The organism is Parapedobacter sp., from assembly GCF_053550995.1.
The window spans coordinates 35,552-54,379 of sequence record NZ_JBMQOC010000113.1 but is presented as its reverse complement, the minus strand read 5'-3'; the positions used below and the strand labels follow the sequence as shown (position 1 = coordinate 54,379).

15 protein-coding genes and 2 pseudogenes are annotated in these 18,828 nt (G+C 40.3%); 1 reads left to right on the top strand and 16 read right to left on the bottom strand.

Annotation, left to right across the window (positions count from 1 at the left end; all coding sequences use genetic code 11):
- Nucleotides 1-104 precede the first annotated feature (104 nt).
- Nucleotides 105-2,006 carry a right-handed parallel beta-helix repeat-containing protein gene (locus ACO1NT_RS15285; RefSeq protein ID WP_449049604.1) on the top strand — a complete coding sequence of 634 codons (1,902 nt, stop codon included), beginning with the start codon at nucleotides 105-107 and terminating at the stop codon, nucleotides 2,004-2,006.
- Here the strand turns inward: ACO1NT_RS15285 and wecB are convergent.
- From wecB to ACO1NT_RS15205, 16 genes and pseudogenes are all read right to left on the bottom strand, one after another.
- Nucleotides 2,003-3,079, bottom strand: coding sequence for a non-hydrolyzing UDP-N-acetylglucosamine 2-epimerase (gene wecB / locus ACO1NT_RS15280; RefSeq protein WP_449049603.1), 1,077 nt, complete (start codon nucleotides 3,077-3,079; stop codon nucleotides 2,003-2,005). The two genes, ACO1NT_RS15285 and wecB, sit on opposite strands and share 4 nt — an antisense overlap.
- A complete protein-coding gene (locus ACO1NT_RS15275; protein WP_449049602.1) occupies nucleotides 3,063-4,175 on the bottom strand; it encodes a glycosyltransferase in 1,113 nt (370 codons plus the stop codon). The genes wecB and ACO1NT_RS15275 overlap by 17 nt, the downstream gene beginning before the upstream one ends.
- 2 nt (nucleotides 4,176-4,177) lie before the next feature.
- Nucleotides 4,178-5,215, bottom strand: coding sequence for a glycosyltransferase (locus ACO1NT_RS15270; protein ID WP_449049601.1), 1,038 nt, complete (start codon nucleotides 5,213-5,215; stop codon nucleotides 4,178-4,180).
- A gap of 46 nt (nucleotides 5,216-5,261) precedes the next feature.
- On the bottom strand, nucleotides 5,262-6,632 hold the full coding sequence (locus tag ACO1NT_RS15265) for an oligosaccharide repeat unit polymerase (protein ID WP_449049600.1): 1,371 nt from the start codon (nucleotides 6,630-6,632) through the stop codon (nucleotides 5,262-5,264).
- 24 nt (nucleotides 6,633-6,656) lie between these two features.
- Nucleotides 6,657-8,063, bottom strand: coding sequence for a polysaccharide deacetylase family protein (locus ACO1NT_RS15260; protein WP_449049599.1), 1,407 nt, complete (start codon nucleotides 8,061-8,063; stop codon nucleotides 6,657-6,659).
- Nucleotides 8,060-8,221: pseudogene (locus tag ACO1NT_RS15255) on the bottom strand (DapH/DapD/GlmU-related protein); the annotation flags it as partial. The gene ACO1NT_RS15260 and the pseudogene ACO1NT_RS15255, both read right to left, overlap by 4 nt.
- Before the next feature lie 93 nt (nucleotides 8,222-8,314).
- Nucleotides 8,315-8,554: pseudogene (locus ACO1NT_RS15250) on the bottom strand (hypothetical protein); the annotation flags it as partial.
- 2 nt (nucleotides 8,555-8,556) lie between these two features.
- Entirely contained in the window at nucleotides 8,557-9,717 is a 1,161-nt protein-coding gene (locus ACO1NT_RS15245; RefSeq protein WP_449049598.1) for a carboxylate--amine ligase, read from the bottom strand.
- Complete coding sequence (locus ACO1NT_RS15240; RefSeq protein ID WP_449049597.1) at nucleotides 9,707-10,840, bottom strand: CapA family protein; 1,134 nt, start codon at nucleotides 10,838-10,840, stop codon at nucleotides 9,707-9,709. The genes ACO1NT_RS15245 and ACO1NT_RS15240 overlap by 11 nt, the downstream gene beginning before the upstream one ends.
- Nucleotides 10,837-12,102 (bottom strand): lipopolysaccharide biosynthesis protein, encoded by a 1,266-nt coding sequence (locus ACO1NT_RS15235; RefSeq protein WP_449049596.1) that lies wholly within the window; start codon nucleotides 12,100-12,102, stop codon nucleotides 10,837-10,839. The genes ACO1NT_RS15240 and ACO1NT_RS15235 overlap by 4 nt, the downstream gene beginning before the upstream one ends.
- Nucleotides 12,099-13,121 carry a Gfo/Idh/MocA family protein gene (locus ACO1NT_RS15230; protein ID WP_449049595.1) on the bottom strand — a complete coding sequence of 341 codons (1,023 nt, stop codon included), beginning with the start codon at nucleotides 13,119-13,121 and terminating at the stop codon, nucleotides 12,099-12,101. Before ACO1NT_RS15230 ends, ACO1NT_RS15235 begins: the two co-directional genes overlap by 4 nt.
- Entirely contained in the window at nucleotides 13,121-13,705 is a 585-nt protein-coding gene (locus ACO1NT_RS15225) for an acyltransferase (protein ID WP_449049594.1), read from the bottom strand. Before ACO1NT_RS15225 ends, ACO1NT_RS15230 begins: the two co-directional genes overlap by 1 nt.
- Nucleotides 13,692-14,834: a DegT/DnrJ/EryC1/StrS family aminotransferase gene (locus tag ACO1NT_RS15220; protein ID WP_449049593.1), complete on the bottom strand. Its 1,143-nt coding sequence runs from the start codon at nucleotides 14,832-14,834 to the stop codon at nucleotides 13,692-13,694. Before ACO1NT_RS15220 ends, ACO1NT_RS15225 begins: the two co-directional genes overlap by 14 nt.
- Before the next feature lie 9 nt (nucleotides 14,835-14,843).
- Nucleotides 14,844-16,046 carry an L-2-hydroxyglutarate oxidase gene (gene lhgO, locus ACO1NT_RS15215; protein WP_449049592.1) on the bottom strand — a complete coding sequence of 401 codons (1,203 nt, stop codon included), beginning with the start codon at nucleotides 16,044-16,046 and terminating at the stop codon, nucleotides 14,844-14,846.
- A 21-nt stretch (nucleotides 16,047-16,067) separates the two neighbouring features.
- Nucleotides 16,068-17,381, bottom strand: a complete 1,314-nt coding sequence (locus ACO1NT_RS15210; protein ID WP_449049591.1) for a nucleotide sugar dehydrogenase — start codon at nucleotides 17,379-17,381, stop codon at nucleotides 16,068-16,070.
- Between the two features lie 318 nt (nucleotides 17,382-17,699).
- Nucleotides 17,700-18,827 (bottom strand): Wzz/FepE/Etk N-terminal domain-containing protein, encoded by a 1,128-nt coding sequence (locus tag ACO1NT_RS15205; RefSeq protein ID WP_449049590.1) that lies wholly within the window; start codon nucleotides 18,825-18,827, stop codon nucleotides 17,700-17,702.
- Nucleotide 18,828 lies beyond the last annotated feature (1 nt).

Here is an 18,828-nt window from a genome sequence, read left to right as displayed (position 1 = left end):
GGGCTTTGGATATCTCAATACTTTTATGTACTTTTTTGTAAATTGGCATGAAAATGGACCCTAGAGGTATATTGTATAATTGTTTTGATTTGCGTGAAGCCATCATGAAGAAGACTTATTTTTATATTTTGGGGGGAGGATTACTAATTGTAATATTATTTTGGCTGTTTCTCCCAAACATACCGACGGGATTTCAAAACCCGAAAGATTCTTCTTCTCAACAAACTAATGCGCTACCTCTCACATCGCACGCCCCTATATTCTCCGATACAAATACAACTGGCAATCTAAATGTCATTTTACTTTACGATCCAAACACAGCTGATAGCGTAGAGTATCAATTGACAGATACTTGGGAGGATGGCTCAGAAATGAACTCTAGCAAAGCAGACGGTATAGTATATATAAATAGGAACGGTAGGTTTTACAAACGCAAGTTTGAAGGACCCGTAATGGCAAGTTGGTTCGGTGCAAAAGGAGATGGGAAAACAGACGACACCAAATCACTTCAAAAGTTATTTAACAGCGATTACTCGCATATCGCTCTCGAAAAGAAGACATATCTTGTAAGTAAAAACAATGAGCTTTCGGGATTCCCAAATAAAGACCAGCCGTGTCTGCTATTAATTAACAAAAATAATGTAATCGTCGAAGGCAATAATGCGACGCTTATGGTGAAAGAACACGCCCAAGGTATCTTAGAAATTCAGCGAAGCAGGAATTTGACAATATCAAACCTAAATTTTATTGGGAGTGGAAAATTTCCCTCATTGGACTCGAACACGGGTAGGGGCGAAAAAGGAACAAAGGATCAAGGCTATTATACTTCTGGATTTTGGGGGTATTACAAGAACAACTCAAACAATACATCATCACAAAAAAGAGGAGGATTTAGCGGTAAATTTCCTCAATTCGGCGGTGGAACTGGAGATACGTGGGGCATGTGGAACAATGGCTACATTGGCAATGTATCGTACGGCTTGTTAATTCATAATGATTGTCACGAGATAGTTATAAACACGTGCACGGCCAAATCCTTCAACTATGTCGGAATCGGTGTGGGTCACAATGGCGATTTTTTTCCAAAAGACTTAGGTTATAAGAAGTCTACCAATATCACATTCAAAAATTGCAAAGCAGAGTCAAACTACGGTGCCGGATTCCATTCAATGGATGTTAAAGGCTTCAACCTTTTAAATTCCGTTGCCACAAATTCGGGGCACCCTGAAGCGTCCAAGTCAGATAAAAACATCGATCCAGGTTATGGTTATACCTCGCGTGGATCAAGGAAGTATACGACTGACGGGCTAGTTGAAGGTTCGCGATTTAGCAGCAATCGTAGAAAAGGATTGGATGTGCACGCGGGATCGGGTATCACATTTCGAAATAATTCTATTTCCGGCAGTTGGGTGGGGGGAATATTTGCTGCATGGTCAAATAAAAATCAACCTGCATCAAACATAAAGATTATTAACAATACCATTGACAATTGTGGGGACGGCCCCGGAAGTTTAGGGGCTATATATGTTGGAGCGGACGGTAGTGAATCGAGCGAGTATCGTGAATTAAATGCGATTATTGATAATAACAAAATTACAAATTACTCGAAAACAGGAATATGGGTGAGGTACGGCCGTGGCGTCCAAATAAGCAATAATAGTATCGAGAACGCAAAGCAAGGAGTCACAAGCAACTTGAGCGGCATTCTGATTCTGGGTCTCAATGAGAATGACAATGCCGGAGACATTAAGATAATTAAGAATACAATAAAAGATGTTAGTTCAAATATGCCCAGGGGCATTCAGCTTTCTCACACCAACTCTTCGACCGTTGAGTCTAATATCATAGAGTTCGAAAAAGATGCAAACATTGGATTGTATACAGTCAAAAGCAGCGGGCTAGAAGTAACCAATAATCAAGTCACCATAAAAGGTAAAGGTACAGCTATCGCTGTACCTCAATCAGTTGGAAAAGTGCTATCAAATACGAAAAGTGACAATAATTAATTTGAATGTCTCGACTTTTCTAATATAAGATTGACAATTTCATTCGCAGCGGTCCCATCACCGTATAAAGTTGGGATATGTTCCCCAAGCGTCCTATTAAGTAGCGTTGATATTTGCGACAAATCATCAAAACAAAGCACATTCCACGATGCTTTCAATGTCTCCACCCACTCCGTTTCCGAACGAATGGTAATACAGGGTGTTTTCAGTATGTAGGCTTCTTTCTGCAGTCCACCCGAATCAGTAATTGCATGTTTCGCTTTCTTGAGAAATCGAATGTTATCAAAATATGACGCTGGTTCGATGAAGGTAATGTTTTTAAATTCTTCCAGATCAATATTAAACGATTCACACAAATTTTTAGTTCGCGGATGGATTGGAAAAATGACAGGACAGTCTACCTGATTTAGTTCCGATAATAAAAGTGAAATTCTTGCCTTATTGTCTGTATTATACGGTCGATGTATGGTCACATAATAATAGGGGAAATCAGGTATCTGCTCCTCACTTGCAGTTACCGACTCTGCAAGTTTGACCGCATCAGCCATAATATCTCCTGTCAAAAAAACATTTTCTTCAATACCTTCATTTCTAAGATTTTCCACAGCTTGCTCAGTAGAAGTAAAAAGCATACTCGAAATGTGGTCAGTTAGTATCCGGTTAATCTCCTCCGGCATGCTCTTATTAAAACTTCTTAATCCCGCCTCAACATGGATAACCGGTATATGTAACTTTGACGCAATCAATGAACCAGCTAAAGTTGAATTTGTATCACCATATACTAATAAAAAGTCAGGAGCTTCCTCTAAAACAATTGGTTCAATCTCCTGTAACATTCTCCCCGTTTGCTCCCCATGGCTGCCTCCACCTGTGGCTAGCAAATAATCAGGTTTGCCAATTTTCAACTGATCAAAAAATACCTGACTCATATTCGCATCGTAATGTTGACCTGTGTGAATAGTTACCAGATCAACTTTACCTCGCGCTGCAAAATCAAAAGGAGCATGTTTAATAAATTGGGGCCTAGCTCCTATAACAGCCAACACTTTTATTTTATTACGATTTGTCATCATTTATTGTTTCTTTGTATATACCAATCATTTGTCGCACGTTATCAGGCCAATGGTAAAATTCTCTCACCCGTGCGCGGCCAGCCATACCCATCGAACTCCTTATATCAGCATTTAAATATAGATACTCCATTGCATCAGCTAAGGCGCTCGAATCTTTGGGCGGCACTTTTATGCCGGTGACCTTATCCACGACAACTTCATTTAATCCACCGACGCTACTCACGATAACTGGCTTTGACATCGCCGACGCTTCAACCGCCGCTACACCGAAACTTTCGCTATCTAATATAGATGGAAATACAGCTACATCAATCGTGCTATAATAGTTTGGCACCTCATCATGCGGAACAGCATTTATAAACTCGCAATCCCTATAAATATTTAGATCTTTCGCAAGCTTTTTGAGTTCGGCCTCTTTACTTCCTTTTCCCACGATTAACAACTTAAACCGTCCAGATGGGTATCGCTTCCGAAAAATAGAAAAGGATTCTATCAAGTAATTGATACCGTACTTATCTTCTAGCGATTTTATAGTACCTACGGTAAATATTTCTTTGGTTACACTTGGAGAATCGTATATATCACCATTAAAAACCGAAAGATCGACACCGAAGGGCGTAACGGTTATTTCTTTATTAGTATACTTTCGCGTTTCATCCGCCATCACATGGCTAGTAGATAAAACTCGATCGGCAGCCCTTAGGTTACCCACTAAAAGTCTTTTGAAAAATGGATTTTTCATGGGGAAATCATAAACATCTGCCCCCCATACAGAAATAATAAAGGGATGGAAACCTGTCCTTGAACCTAGCAACCCATAACTACTTGCATAATGAGCGTGTAAAATATCTGGTTTAACTCGCCTAACACAGCTTTTTAAATTAGAAATAGCCGTGAGATACTTGAGTTTTTCAAGAGTTTTTGTTCTACTGTGACTAAGATTTGCGTGGTAATGAGGTATCCCAAGCTTTTCATATGTATTATGGTTCGCTTCAGTCAAACTCCAGATATATGTATCAACTCCCTCTCTAGCCAAGCTTGACGCCCATTTTATCAAATGGGACGAATTCCCGTCTCCTATCAATAGCAATTTCATCCTTACCCTGTTACTGTTAACGACTCTGCAACCTTAGCCGCACGAGAGGACCATGTATTCTCTTCTATAGCCTTTTCAATATTCTCTTCAAAATCCATTATTCGAGCTTTGTCGTCAATGAGCTTATGCAGACAGTCAGACAATGACTTGCTATCATATGGAATCACCCATCCAATACGATTATCCAGTACAAAATCTCCCGCCGCCGTATCCGATACAGTGAGTATGGGTAATTTAAACTCGAGATATTCGAATAGCTTCATCGGCATAGCGAAGCTACGATAATGATGAGGCTCCATATACAAACAGCCCATATCCGCCTTCTCATATAAATTCTTTAAGTTTTCTCCCTTCTCATGTAATATTTCGATATTATTGTTAATGAGATATTTCTCGTACCTTATTTGATTGGCGAGCCATTCTTCTTTTCGACAACAGATTGTTAAAGTAAAGTGATTATTTAAGTCAGAAACGACCTGACAAAATAGCTCTAGATTATAGAAAGAACTTATTCCTCCCACATATATAATATGTATCTTATCACCATTTTCTTTATTAAAATTCCTTTTAGTACTTTGGCCATTTACATTTACGGCAGGTGGTAGGTCACACACGTTAACCCCCTGGAGCTGGGGAACGACCTTGGACATCCTGACGGTAGGTAAAAAAACGAAATCTATATACTTCTTATAATAGGTTATGTCTAGATTGTAAAAAAACGTAGTATACCAACTTTTTAACTTGCCAACAGAGTCCGTATATTCGTCAAAACGCCAATATACATCACGATAGAATAAACCAATCGGTATAGACTGCGACTGACAAAGTTTCCAAAAATTATAATCTAAAAACAAATGAGTTGGCAAGTGGTGCCGTTCTGTTAATGGTGTTGGCATGGTAGAACTTTCGGAATACATAAACTCATATTTTACGCCATTCCTAATATTCTGTTCAACTAACTTAATTTTTCGCTTCCGTTCCTTCGCTTCTCCCATTATTACATCTACGTCATAACCAATATCTCTGAACGCTTCAAGCATCTTGAAGGGCCGAATCTGGCTTGCAGATGCTCGATTAGGATCGGGCTTAAACGGAAGATGAAATATGATTCTTTTGCACATTATACTTTAATATTTTAAGATATTTTGACAGAAATAAAATCAAGAGCAACAAGAATGAAAGAATCACCATGATTGGATGGTATAAATATTCATTAAATCCTCCGCTAATGCCGCCTTTGTAAGAAAAATACACAAACAATCCCAAAAACAATGGTGTTTTCTTCATTTTGAGAAAAAAAACATACATAGTTTGAACCAAAAATCCGACATATATCGGCGAGACTAATAATCCGGCCCACCCAAAGTTTGACCACGCTTCGGCTATAAATAATGAATTCGCTACTCCGGCGGTGCCGGCATCCACTGCTCCCGGATGAAATCGTTCCATAATAACTCTTGCAGACCTTTCGGACGGCTCAATACCTAATACACTTGTCAGCTGGGAGAAGCTACTGAAGCCCAAAAAATCGTGATATACAGGAAAAGTGTCAAAACTATAATAAATCCCTGTGCTTTGACTCAATAAAATTCGGCCAGGAATTCCAAAATTTAAACCAAATAGTATCTCGCTATCGGATGGACTCAAAAACGAATACATCACTAGCAATATACATAAAGCTCCAAGCCCAGAGCCAACTAACACCCATTTCTTTATCTGTCCTTTTTCATAAATTCGAAGAAACAAAAAGCCCAAGAAATATAATATCACAGGAGCTTTAGCGATGTTGTATGTCAGTATCAAAACTGATAAAACAAACATCACCCAAAACCAAATACAATCTTTCCGGCTATTGGTCATACGATAATAACAATAGGCAATATAGGAAATAATTGGTGTTAAAAGTATTCCGAAAACGTTGCGTAAGATAGTATTTCCTGCAAACTCCCTTCCGACTTCCTCCCTTAACCCGGCTAATAGAAGTGCATCGCCTCCACTTAGTAATTGCAAAATTGGAATCTCTCGCATCATCACATATGTATAAGCAACTGCACCAACACAAAGTACACTGATTAGGTATAACGGAAAGCGCAAATATGAATCTCGTTTTGAACTAAGCGGGACAATAGGAGAGCTTGTATATCTAGCAAGCAATATTTTTGGCTTTACCCCAAATAGTTTGCTGGCCAATAGCATACCTGTCGGAAACAAAATCATTGTATACATGATAGCCCAATATCCCATTACCCTAGAAGCCGGGTTAGAAATTTTGCTTATTTGGTAGTGATCGTCAACGGAGTAAACAACCAAAAGCGCCGAAAAGAAACATTGAAGAAAAATATTGTAGTATGCTATCCACGAAATCATGTTCAGCTTTAACGGATTCAGTGTTCCCGCGGCTCTTTTAAAGAATGCTACGGATATAAACAGAACCGCTATGCCTACAACAATGTACATATTACTTTGACATTAAATTACTATTTATGCACGAAAATTCAGCACTTCTTCGAGAATATTAAAACACCTCTTGTCATGGAAAAAAGAGTTATGCCATAGCACGATGAAATCTCCGTTGTATATCGAACACTGCGTCTTTAAATCGGTAAATACTTTTAAGGCTTCGGATGAATACCCCATATTCATATAATTCGCAGAAATAATCGACGTTTCCATGGCAACCAAAGGCCTTTCTTTTATTCGCAATTTGGCCCTTTCCTCCAGATTGTACATCGTGTATTCATAACATGTCCCGCATCGGAACCCAGCATGATCCGCATATGAAAGTGTTGAATCATACTGCGAGTTTGCTTTGTCTAAGTTGTTGGCCGTAGTGGAGGTTCTGTATCGCAAATAGTGCTGCCTACTACCAAAGAAAACCTGATTAATAGAAAGATGCTCCAACTTACTTCGTAAAAGAGCGGCTTCCTTTATTGTTTGTAATTCATCGAGATAAGTATTGTAGCTCGTGTGAAGTCCTATTTTGTGACCTCTCTGGTGGATTTCTCTCATCAAACCTTCTATTTTAGGATCATCCAATGTATAGTTACCGTCAATCTTTCCGCCAGAATGATCACAAATGAAGTAAAACACCATCGTGATGTTATTCTTTTCCGCCAAATCCATCATAAATTTAAACGTATTGTGAGAATCTGCTTCCCAGCCTTTCATTTTAGCCTTATAGAATTCTGCAACCATCTTTAACCCCTTTCCGAATTTAAAAGACCGAACAATATTACTTACGATATTTTTGGTTAATAGTCGATAGCTTTGATTAATAGGATTGAAGGGCCAATCTACATCGCAGGTTAATATAGTTTGAAACGTCCTATTTTTTCGAACCAGGGAAGCACCCAAGTGGATAAGTAATTGCCATAAAATTTCTAAATATTCATTAACTATTGGTCGCATTAGAAAACCAGCCCGAAAAGCTGTCGATGATTTTGCCGAAAATCGATCGTGGCGATCCCGTTCTTTTAATACCATTTCTTCATAGCGACTAAGCATGAAAAAAATGCTCCCAAAGAGATCTAAACCACATAATGTTTTTCCTTCATCGATATCTACGATAGCCGGATTTCCAAACAATACAACAACTTCGGAAAAGGGCAACTCGAGCGAAAGAGAGGTTTCTACTACTTTAAATATGTTTAAGGGCAGTTGAGGCAATGTATCTTCAGCAAGCCATTTATTCGAGGCAACTTGGAAAAAAAAATCCCTGACGATCAAACTGCGCCCCTTTTCTCCATCACCTAAAGTAATAATAACTTCATCAGAAATTGTATTGTCAAATTGAATGGTATAGGGAATGCCTAAAAACTCAGAAAACACAACATAAAAAATATATTTCTTTTCCTGTATACACGAGCTGTTAGTTCGAATGTTGATCATTTCCGATATTTTATTATTTTAGCTGGGTTGCCACCAACGATTGCATTCTCCGGAACATCTTTGGTAATTACTGCTCCGGCGCCAATCACGGCTCCATCGTGTATTTTTACACCTTTCAGAATTGTCACATTTGCTCCAATCCAAACGTCATTACCAATTGCTATTGGTGAAATAGCGTGCTTTTGTATATTCATCGGTCCTTGGCCTAATTTCATGCCATGGTTCCGGCTCCATAAGATTGTCTTCGGTCCAATCATTACATTCTCCCCAATGGTAATTTCTCCGTATAAATGGCAATTTGCATTGAGATAGAAGTTTTTGCCCACTTTGATCTTCGGATCCCCAATTAATCTACTATAAGGTTCAATGGTCGCTCTGCCTGAAAAATCTACATTTTTAATTACGGTATTGTTATATACAGCAATTCCCCTACGCTTAAGCTTAATCCGCAGTACCTTTTGTTTTATAAGATTGATTAAAGTCTTAGGCATAGTTACCTTTTTAAAACTCTTTTTGCCAATTCCTTAAGGGCGGCCTTAGTATTAAATATAAATGGGCGTAAATCTCCCTTATAGCACCCCGACCAATATCTGTTTGGCATCGCCATTATTGACTTAAATGTCTGTCTATATTGCTTTCTTAAAAGAAAATTAATAAACTCATGTTTAAAATAAATCAAAGTTATTAACTTTTTAGTGTCTTGACAATATTCTGGAACAGCCAAACTGTTTGCATAACACCATTGTGTATAATGGAGAGAGACACCAGATCTAAATCCAACCTCATTCCACATCATAGGCCTTAAGTTGACCTCCATAAGCTTGTATTTACCGTCTCTTTCGTCGAACTTAAACTCAGGTTCACAAAATCCATAGCAATTCATACCCAAGACAAGCTTACGACCTTGTTCTATCACTACGTCTGGCACCTCATTAGAGGCAGAGGAAAATACCCCATAATCATCCGGATATTGACTTAACTTTCTCCCTCCCCACTCATTTAAAATTTTACCCTCATTGGAAATATAAGCACAATATGCATAAATATTTCCACTTGATGTTCCGGGAATAATTTCAGAAACAACGAATGAATTTCCAGCCGTGATGAGTGATAAAAGTTCTTCTTTAAAAGAATCTACTGCTTGAGTATCGTTGAGTCTTTTCGATCGGAAGATACTATTTGATAAATCTTTTCTTACGTTAGGCTTCACAATAAGTGGCAAAGCCAATGATTTGATATTTTCAATATCATTTTCGGATTCGACTTCAACTGATTTCGGATAGGGTATTCCTAAAGCTTGACAGTGCCTATATTGTTCATTTTTGTTACTAAGCTCAATAACGTTTTTATGATTAATAGGAATGAAGCAAAAGCTCTTAATTTCTTCATAAATTGCAGCCAGCTTTTCAACAAACCAGTCATCAGTAGGGTACAGGACTAGCTGTCTAGATTCATTGGAAATTATCTTGAGGACTTTTAACAAGCTACCAGCATCCATTTGTACTAAATATTTGCCAGATATTTTATTAGAATAATAGGCTAACTTTTTTGTGTAGGTTACTAAGATAATATCCTCAACACCTTCGGCATATAATTCATTAATTATAGCATAGCCGTTTATATAGCCACCCAAAATTACAGCATTACTTTTCATTTCTTGTCAAATGCAAAAAAAGTTTTCTAAAAAACCATGAAAGTCCCTTTTCCCTAATACGAAAAACCATGTTATATGACCTCCACTTCCTCTCACTATAAACTTTATTGACTTGGTGGATTGGCACATAGAATCCTCTAGGTAACGAGTATATACAAGACAAACAGTGGATAAACCATAACACCATTAATCTTGGGATTCCTTTTAACACTATTATGCGCGGCGTTTTGTCAAGCTGATATACCGGGATAATACGGGAGTTAAACGATGCGGTGTCAAATTCAACAATGTACGAAATCCGATTAACAATTTTCCATTTTTTATAAGTTAGACGGCTTACAGAGTGATATTGTCTCGTAGTCAAGACATTCTTTGGGACAATTGTTGGATACGATAATTGAGCGGGGGGCGAAATAAAGAAATTAGGAAATAGAAAATTCCCCAAACAGAAGAAACATTTTTTTTTGGAATCCTTAATAAAGCCCTGAATTCTGTGAGGGTGCATTCCAATTATTAGAACTACTTTTGGATGTTTTAAAATTTCCATCCCCATTTTTATAATATCCGGTTGGGGAAACCACAAGTGCTCCTGCCCCCAGTGGAAATGCAAAATAGCTCGGTGTGTATCTGGGAGATTGTTTAAATCATTTATAATATTATTACGAGATAGAGGGTTAACCCCTCCCTTATCATTATCTGCCTTTTCAATAATCGTTAGAGTAGGGGCATCGAATTGACAATACCCGATAATACATAGGTTTTCCGTCAAATAATGTGGCCTTTTTGCCTCTCGAATATTCCTGCCCCCTCCAAAGAATGAGACCTCATAGTTATTCAGCGTTTCAATTGTTTGCTTTATCCCTTCTTGTCCTTTATCTTGCAAATGGTTGTTCGCAAGGCTAACAGTCGTTATTCCCCAATTTCTCAGATTTATCCCGCTTTTTGGATTAGCAAAAAGCACCCCCTTTTCTGCAGGAATGAGGTGCTCCTCAGCTAACGGTGACTCTAAATTGCTTACGACACAATTAAACTGAGAAAAAAGCTTCTGGGGCACGGACTCCTTATTAACTTTACCATCCAATTCCCCACCCAAAAATAAATCACCTGTGAATGCAATCTTCATATCTTTTTAGATGCTATTAAAAAAGACGTTATTAAAGAAATACAGTAGGTTCCTATTCCAATCACTGTATATAACTTTAAAAAATCCGTTAATTCCAAACGATAAAGATATGTAACCAAAAAGGCTGCTATGTTACCTCCGAAAAGAAATATTTGAAGCATAATAGCTATCCCTTGCCGTTCAAAAGCTGGATTTATCATGCTTAAAGGGCCGAAAACTGTCCTAATCAAAAAAAGAGGCAATAAAATCTTAGAATATGTGCCAGCCACTCGCCACTCCTCTCCAAAAACTATAGCAAAAAGGTCCTCAATCACAAAATACAAAACAGCAAAAACCGGCACACAGATCACTAATAGTTTCTTAAAGGTCGAGATGAATTCTTTAGTTGCCGGTTTATTCTCCTTGTAGCAATCAGCACAAATTTGATAAAACAACTGTCCCATGTTACTACTTATTAATGACAAAGGCATATTAAGATACCGATAGCCATACGAATAATACCCAAGTTGACGAACCCCGTAAAGATTTGAAATAAAAAAATTATTAATATTGATTGATAGATTGTTAATAAATATCCCCCAGACCGATATTAAAGGAAATTTTTTATAGCGTTTCGCATTCTTAATCATGGAGAAACGATTCACTTCCTTAAAATGGTTACGAAAAAGGAAGAAATGTTTAACCATTTTATAGTTTCCAAACACTGTCGCTAGGAAAGTGCCCAATATCAGCCCAGCATGATTAAATCCTAAAAAACCAAAACCTAATTGTAGACTAGCATTTGAGGTTGAGCGAATTACATTAGATCCCGCGATTGTTTTATATTGTTTGAAACGGAGTGAAAAATAGTTCAGGGCGTTATATAGCCCGCCCAAAAAAGCAGCAAAAGGCACTAAGTAGACCCAATTTCCAAGTTGTTGCCCACCTATTAACTCTAGCAAAGGCTGCTTCAAGAAAAAAAATACTATCAATAAGAATATAGACAGTAAGAATGCAACTATCATGGAGAGAAAAGCGATACTGACTGCGTCCACATCCTCCTTTGGCAAGGGTATTGCAAACTCATATCGCAAATTGATTGCAGAGGTAAAAATAAGAACCATAGCATTGAAAATCGCTAATACTCCAAAATCTTCCGGATCATATATTCGTACCAAGACGATACTGACAAGTAACGGAATAACCTGCGCTAGTACTGACCCAGAAAATAGCGTTGCAAAGTTCTTATTGAAATCTGATTTCAGAAGTTTTTTAAAATTCAATTTTTTATAGCATAAATACGCTCAATAATATCCACTACTTTCAGTCCTTCCAATGCATTAGTAGTAATTGCTGCCTTCCCATTCAGCACGTCTACTACGTTTTCGATGACATAATGATGATTTGCTGCAGAGCCTTTGTACGCTCCGTAATCATTGCCCGGATTCGTCGGTGCCAACTCAGGCATTTCGTAATCATTCACATTGCACACCTCCACCTTATCCATATACTGACCGCCAATCTTGACTGATCCATTTTCGGCTATGATGGTCATCGAGCTTTCTAAGTTTTGGTTCCAAACCGATGTTGAATAATTTAATGCTCCCATGCCACCGTTCACAAAATCGAAGCTTACGAACCCACTGTCTTCAAAATCTGTTAAGTCGTGATGATTGAAGTCATTAAACTTCCCTTGGATATTGGTAATATCGCCGAACAGCCAGTACATGATATCAATGAAGTGTGAAAACTGAGTAAAAAGTGTGCCGCCGTCCAAGTCCTTTTTGCCATGCCAACTGTCCGGTTTATAATAGCGCTCGTCCCTATTCCAGTAACAATTGAGCTGCACCATAAAAATTTTTCCGAGTTTGCCACTTTCAATTAAATCCTTGACCCAAACCGATGGCGGCGAATAGCGGTTTTGCATTACCGCAAAAACTTGCCGATGCACCTGTAACGCTTTAAAAATAACTTGTTCTGCATCTTGTTTCGTTAACGCCATTGGCTTTTCTACAACAATATGTTTTCTTGCTTCTAAACATTGCATTGCCTGCTTAGCATGAAAACCGTTGGGAGAGGCTATATTAACGACGTCAACATCTATAGTGGAGCTTAGAAATTCTTCCAGTGAATTGAAAAAAGGTACTGGATAACTTCCGATATTCAATTGTTCCTTGTCCTTTACATCTATTAAAGCTACGAGTTCGCTTTCTTCGTTTCTTAAAATCATTTCGGCGTGGCGTTTGCCGATATGGCCACAGCCGATTACGGCAAACTTTACTTTTCTATTGAGTGCTGTCATTATTTTATTCGTTGTACTTGGTTTTCTATCAATTCGTACACTTCTTGGGACTCCGAGCACACCGCTCGGTTATTATCATCAAAGGTCAGCCTATGACCATACTCGCTAACCCAACCGAGTTGGCGGGCAGGATTACCTACCACCAATGCATAGGGTGCAACCGTTTTGGTGACTACTGCGCCGGCACCAATAAAGGCATAAGCCCCGATATCATGACCACATACGATGGTCGCGTTAGCACCAATAGATGCTCCTTTCCCTACGTGCGTCTTTGCATATTGTCCCCGGCGGTCCACCGCGCTACGGGGATTAGTTACATTAGTAAACACCATGGATGGCCCAAGAAATACATCGTCATCACAAATGACACCTTCGTAAATAGATACATTATTTTGGACTTTTACATTGGCCCCCAACTTTACACCTGGTGAGACCACAACATTTTGGCCAATATTGCAACGCTCTCCGATTTTGCAATTCGGCATAACATGAGAAAAATGCCAAATTTTAGTTCCTGCGCCGATAGAGGCACCCTCGTCAACAATTGCTGTCGGATGTACGAAGTAGTTATTATCCGTTTCCATGCTCAAAAAATGCCTTAATCTGTTCAATAATGTAGCTTTGGGTATTTTCCTTCATCTCCGTATGTATGGGTAAAGATAAGACTTCTTTGCAGAGCTGTTCGGATACCGGGAAATCACCTTCGTTATAGCCGTATTGGCGGTATGCTCGCTGCAAATGTACGGAGATAGGGTAGTAAACCATAGACGGCACCCCCCGCTCCTGTAAGAAAGCTTTAAAAGCATCCCGTTTGCCGTTTGCGATTTTGCAAGTATACTGGTTGAACACATGGGTCGAATAAGGTACCCTTACGGGGATGGATATGCCTTCAATACCTGCCAAACTTTCGTCGTACCGCTGAGCAACCCGTTGCCGAGCATTTGCATATTCATGTAGGTACTTGATTTTGACATTCAATATCGCCGCTTGTAATGTGTCCAGTCGCGAATTGACACCGATTGATTCGTGGTGATATTTTTGCCGCTGCCCGTGGTTGGCAATCATGTGGACGCGCTGAGCTAATGCTTCATCGTTGGTCAGCAGGGCACCCCCATCGCCAAAGCATCCTAAATTCTTAGAAGGGAAAAAAGAGGTTGTGCCTATTGTGCCAACTGTACCTGCAAACTGCCTGGTCCCTTCGGAACTGATATATTCTGCGCCCATCGCCTGGGCCGTATCTTCGATAACGGCTATGCCCCGCTTGGCCGCAATAGCGTTAATAATCTCCATATTGGAGCACTGGCCGAAAAGATGAACGGGTACAATCCCTACTGTTTTTTCGGTGATTTTGGATTCCAGTTGCTCGAAATCAAGTTCAAATGTATCAGGCCTTACATCGATAAATTTTGGCACAAGCCCTAATAATGCGATTACCTCTACCGTAGCGATATAGGTGAATGCTGGGACAATCACTTCACTTCCCGGCTTGAAACCCAAGCCCATCATCGCAATCTGGAGCGCATCAGTCCCGTTGCCACAGGTGACAGCATGCTTTACTTGATTAAATGTCTTCAAGGACTCAACGAACGTCTTTACTTGAGGGCCGTTGATATACGCGGTCTCTTCGACCGCAGCTAGCAACGCGTTATCAATTTCTTCCTTGATATTTAGGTATTGGGTCTTGAGATCGACCATCTGTATCTTTTCGTTCATATATTTTGCCTAATTAACAAACAACTGATCAGTAATATATTGCCCGATAGAAAGAGCGGATGTTGCCGCGGGCGACGGCGCGTTACGTACGTGCACCACATTACCTTTGCGCACGATATTAAAATCATCGATAAGGTTGCCATCCCGGTCGCACGCTTGGGCGCGCACACCTGCCCCGCCCGACACTAAATCAGATTCCTGAATTTCGGGCATCAACTTTTGCAGTGCTCGGGTGAAAGCCGCCTTGGATAGTGAGCGATAAATCTCGCCCATACCCGTTTTTCCGTATTTGCCAACGACCTTCCAGAAACCAGGCCACGAAAAGGTGTCTACCATATCGTTGACATTTACATTTGAGAACCGATATCCTTCGCGTTTGAAGGCCAATACGGCATTAGGGCCGGCTTCTACTCCACCGTTTATCATTCGGGTGAAGTGAACCCCAAGGAACGGAAACTTCGGGTCTGGTACCGGATAGATAAGGTTCCTAACTAGGTGTTCCCTATCGGGTTTTAGTTGATAATACTCGCCTCGGAAGGGGATAATCCGCAAGTCGTTCCCGCGATCCGTAAGCGAAGCGACACGGTCTGACTGAAGACCTGCACAGGTGACGACATGCGTGGCCGAATAAGAATGCTTTTCGGTTTCAACGTTGGTGGTTGAAGTCGCCTCGTTGATGCCTAATACCGCTTCTGAAAAGGCGATTTCCGCACCAGATTGACAAATTAGTTCGGCCAATTTGTTAGCCATACCTGGATAATCGACGATACCTGTTTGGGGCACGTGGATGGCTGCAATCCCGGCAGCGTGCGGTTCATAATCATGGATTTCATCTTTGGTAAGCAATTTTAAACCCTTCAAGTCATTTTCAATCCCACGATTGTAAATATTATTCAAGGCTGGTACTTCTTCCTCAGATATCGCAACAATTAATTTACCACATAATTCGTAGGCAATATCATATTCATCTGCAAATCGAATAAGTTCCATGTACCCTTGAATACAATTTTTTGCTTTCAGGCTACCGGGTTTGTAATAAATGCCGCTATGAATAACGCCGCTGTTGTGGCCCGACTGGTGAGTAGCCACCGACGCTTCCTTTTCAAGAACAAGGACACGTTCACTCGGTCTCCGTTTTAACAATTGGTAAGCCGTGGCCAAGCCTACCAAACCTGCGCCTACTATGATGGTATCGTATTGTTTCGAAATCATCTGTTGATGAATTTGTCAATATTACAACCGGCCATCTACTAAGTCTCTGTCAAGACATGCTTTGGTATCGAAAATCACGCCGTTATTGCGTTTGACTTTTTGATAATCGAACTTAAGAAACTCGTTGTGGGAAACGGCAACAACAATAGCGTCGTAGACCACATGGGCATCGACTTCGTTCAGTATGTCTAAGCCATATTCGTGTTTAACCTCATCGGCATCGGCCCAAGGATCATAAATATCTACACTAAGCCCGAAGTGCACCAGCTCGTGATAGATATCAACCACACGCGTATTCCGGATATCGGGACAATTCTCTTTGAACGTGATACCCATAATCAAGGCACGAGAGTCTTTAATCTTGTGGTCTTTCTGAATCATGAGTTTGACGACCTTATCCGCTACAAAAGCACCCATGTGGTCATTTACGCGGCGCCCGGAAAGGATAACTTGCGGATGGTATCCCAAAGACTGAGCCTTATGTGCCAAGTAATATGGGTCTACACCGATACAGTGCCCACCTACTAGCCCCGGCTGATACTTCAAGAAGTTCCACTTTGTACCCGCAGCTTCAATCACATCATTTGTGTCTATTCCTATGCGATCAAAAATCAACGAAAGCTCGTTGACAAAAGAAATATTAACGTCACGCTGGGCATTTTCAATGGCCTTAGAAGCCTCTGCAACCTTTAGACTAGGAGCCTTATGGGTACCGGCTTCTATGATTGAACGATAAAGATCATCTACCCGATCGGCAATCTCTGGTGTCGAGCCACTGGTAACCTTCTTGATTTTGGTGAGCGTATTTATTTTATCACCAGGGTTAATCCGCTCTGGTGAATAACCTGCGAAGAAATCCTTATTGAATTTTAGCCCCGAGACGCGCTCTAGTACGGGCACACAATCTTCCTCGGTACAGCCCGGATAAACGGTTGATTCGTAAATCACGATATCTCCTGTCTTCAACACCTTACCCAGCATTTCAGACGCTTTGATGAGTGGCATTAAATCAGGTGCCTTAAATTGATCGATTGGAGTAGGCACAGTTACGATGTAAGTATTATAAGCTCCGAGGTCATCAACGTTGGCTGAGAAAGATAATCCAATATTGGATTTTTTCTTCAATGCCATGGCGGCTTTCAACGTTTTCAAATCAGCTTCCTGGGTGCGATCCCTGCCGGCTTGTAATTCCGCTACCCGCTCGCCATTGATGTCGAAGCCTAATACGTCGTATTTTTTACCAAATTCAACGGCTAACGGCAAGCCTACATAACCCAAGCCAATGACGGCTATTCGGGCGTTTTCTACGGTGTCTGATGACGAATGGTTGCTCATCTAATTATTATTTTTGAGTATAAATTTGGCGTGATATTGCACTTAACTATTCGTAAGTCGATTATGCGCATTGTTTGTTCTGCCTGCAAACATAACGAGCAACAAAAGTACTCATTTTTTACATTTCTACAAATCTGCACTTATTTCGCACGCTCTAAATCGTGGGTAGTGGTGGCGAGCTTATTTAGTCTAGCATCTTGATTATTATATAACTATAGCTATTTAAATTATCCTTCCCCACCATATTTGTACAGAAGACGATCCAATTGAGAGGTGCGTCAAGGTCCAAACCCCATTCATGTCGCTACTGTACATACCTTATCTCGCCTTCTCAGCTTGGGACGAGCTATTATCATCATTTGCCATGATATCCCGATAGTATTTCAATACAATAAGCCCTAAGAGCGTGAGGAATCCAAGCAAAAAACCGCCAATTACAATCCCCTTCATCTTTCCGACGCGATTAATTTTGAGTGGATACACGGGTTGGTCCACCAATTGAATGAGGGGCTGTTCTTGAATCAGATTCATTTTGGTGTGTTCCAAATTTTGAAGCAATTGACTAAGAATAACTTTGTTGGTCTCCGCCGAGAACTGGGCTTCTTGAGCAGGCGCAACTCGTTGCACCTGCCGTGTAGGATTAAGGTTTGGTGTAGCATCCGACACCCTAGCCGCGGAATAAATAGCCCCTTCCATAACTGCGCGAACGGAATCGACTTTAGCTTCTAAAATAGCAATATTTTCTGTTGACTTCTTAGTCTTCGTTTGAACATAAAACTCATTGACCTTACGAACTAAATTTTCGTTAAACGCCTTGGAAAATACTTCATCCGCCGATATTACCTTTACCCTCATGATTGAGAGCTTCTTATCGGGTTTATCTACAGAAAGTAGCTCTTCGTTAATGAAATTAACAAATTCTGTAATGACGCTATCACGGAGACGGAGGCGGTCTGGTCCCAATTCCTTGGGGGCCTTCCTAAAATCTAAAGATGACAATTCAGGGTCTTCTTCCCAATTGTCTCTAAGGCCACGAAAGGTTATATAACGGTCAATCAGCAATTCTTTGGAATTCTCAACGTTTACCGGTGACAACAAGGTCTGCTCAAGCATCGTACGTGATCGATATAACTCCAAGATGTTGTCCCCTTGAAAAAGGCCGCTCGTACCACCACCCAAATCGACACCCACCATTGCTGCCATGCCGACATACTGCGATAACCCACCTTTGCCATCGCCCCCTTCCAAAACAAATGTAGTGGTGGCCGTATACATGGGTTTCTTCCACAATGCATATCCCAAACCAACCAAGGCTCCAATGATACCAGCTAGTAGTAAAATCCGCCACTTGGACCACAGGTAGCGGAGCCAATCTTGAACTCCTATAATCAGTTCCTTGATGGAAATTTCGTCTTCTTGGGGGGTGTATATAGGTTCTGTTGCCATC

Bases quoted from the DNA above. Each gene is read 5' to 3' on its own strand.
- ACO1NT_RS15285 (WP_449049604.1), top strand. From the start codon at position 105: ATGAAGAAGACTTATTTTTATATTTTGGGGGGAGGATTACTAATTGTA.
- wecB (WP_449049603.1), bottom strand. From the start codon at position 3,079: ATGATGACAAATCGTAATAAAATAAAAGTGTTGGCTGTTATAGGAGCT.
- ACO1NT_RS15275 (WP_449049602.1), bottom strand. From the start codon at position 4,175: ATGAAATTGCTATTGATAGGAGACGGGAATTCGTCCCATTTGATAAAA.
- ACO1NT_RS15270 (WP_449049601.1), bottom strand. From the start codon at position 5,215: ATGCTTGAAGCGTTCAGAGATATTGGTTATGACGTAGATGTAATAATG.
- ACO1NT_RS15265 (WP_449049600.1), bottom strand. From the start codon at position 6,632: ATGTACATTGTTGTAGGCATAGCGGTTCTGTTTATATCCGTAGCATTC.
- ACO1NT_RS15260 (WP_449049599.1), bottom strand. From the start codon at position 8,063: ATGATCAACATTCGAACTAACAGCTCGTGTATACAGGAAAAGAAATAT.
- ACO1NT_RS15245 (WP_449049598.1), bottom strand. From the start codon at position 9,717: ATGAAAAGTAATGCTGTAATTTTGGGTGGCTATATAAACGGCTATGCT.
- ACO1NT_RS15240 (WP_449049597.1), bottom strand. From the start codon at position 10,840: ATGAAGATTGCATTCACAGGTGATTTATTTTTGGGTGGGGAATTGGAT.
- ACO1NT_RS15230 (WP_449049595.1), bottom strand. From the start codon at position 13,121: ATGACAGCACTCAATAGAAAAGTAAAGTTTGCCGTAATCGGCTGTGGC.
- ACO1NT_RS15225 (WP_449049594.1), bottom strand. From the start codon at position 13,705: ATGGAAACGGATAATAACTACTTCGTACATCCGACAGCAATTGTTGAC.
- ACO1NT_RS15220 (WP_449049593.1), bottom strand. From the start codon at position 14,834: ATGAACGAAAAGATACAGATGGTCGATCTCAAGACCCAATACCTAAAT.
- lhgO (WP_449049592.1), bottom strand. From the start codon at position 16,046: ATGATTTCGAAACAATACGATACCATCATAGTAGGCGCAGGTTTGGTA.
- ACO1NT_RS15210 (WP_449049591.1), bottom strand. From the start codon at position 17,381: ATGAGCAACCATTCGTCATCAGACACCGTAGAAAACGCCCGAATAGCC.
- ACO1NT_RS15205 (WP_449049590.1), bottom strand. From the start codon at position 18,827: ATGGCAACAGAACCTATATACACCCCCCAAGAAGACGAAATTTCCATC.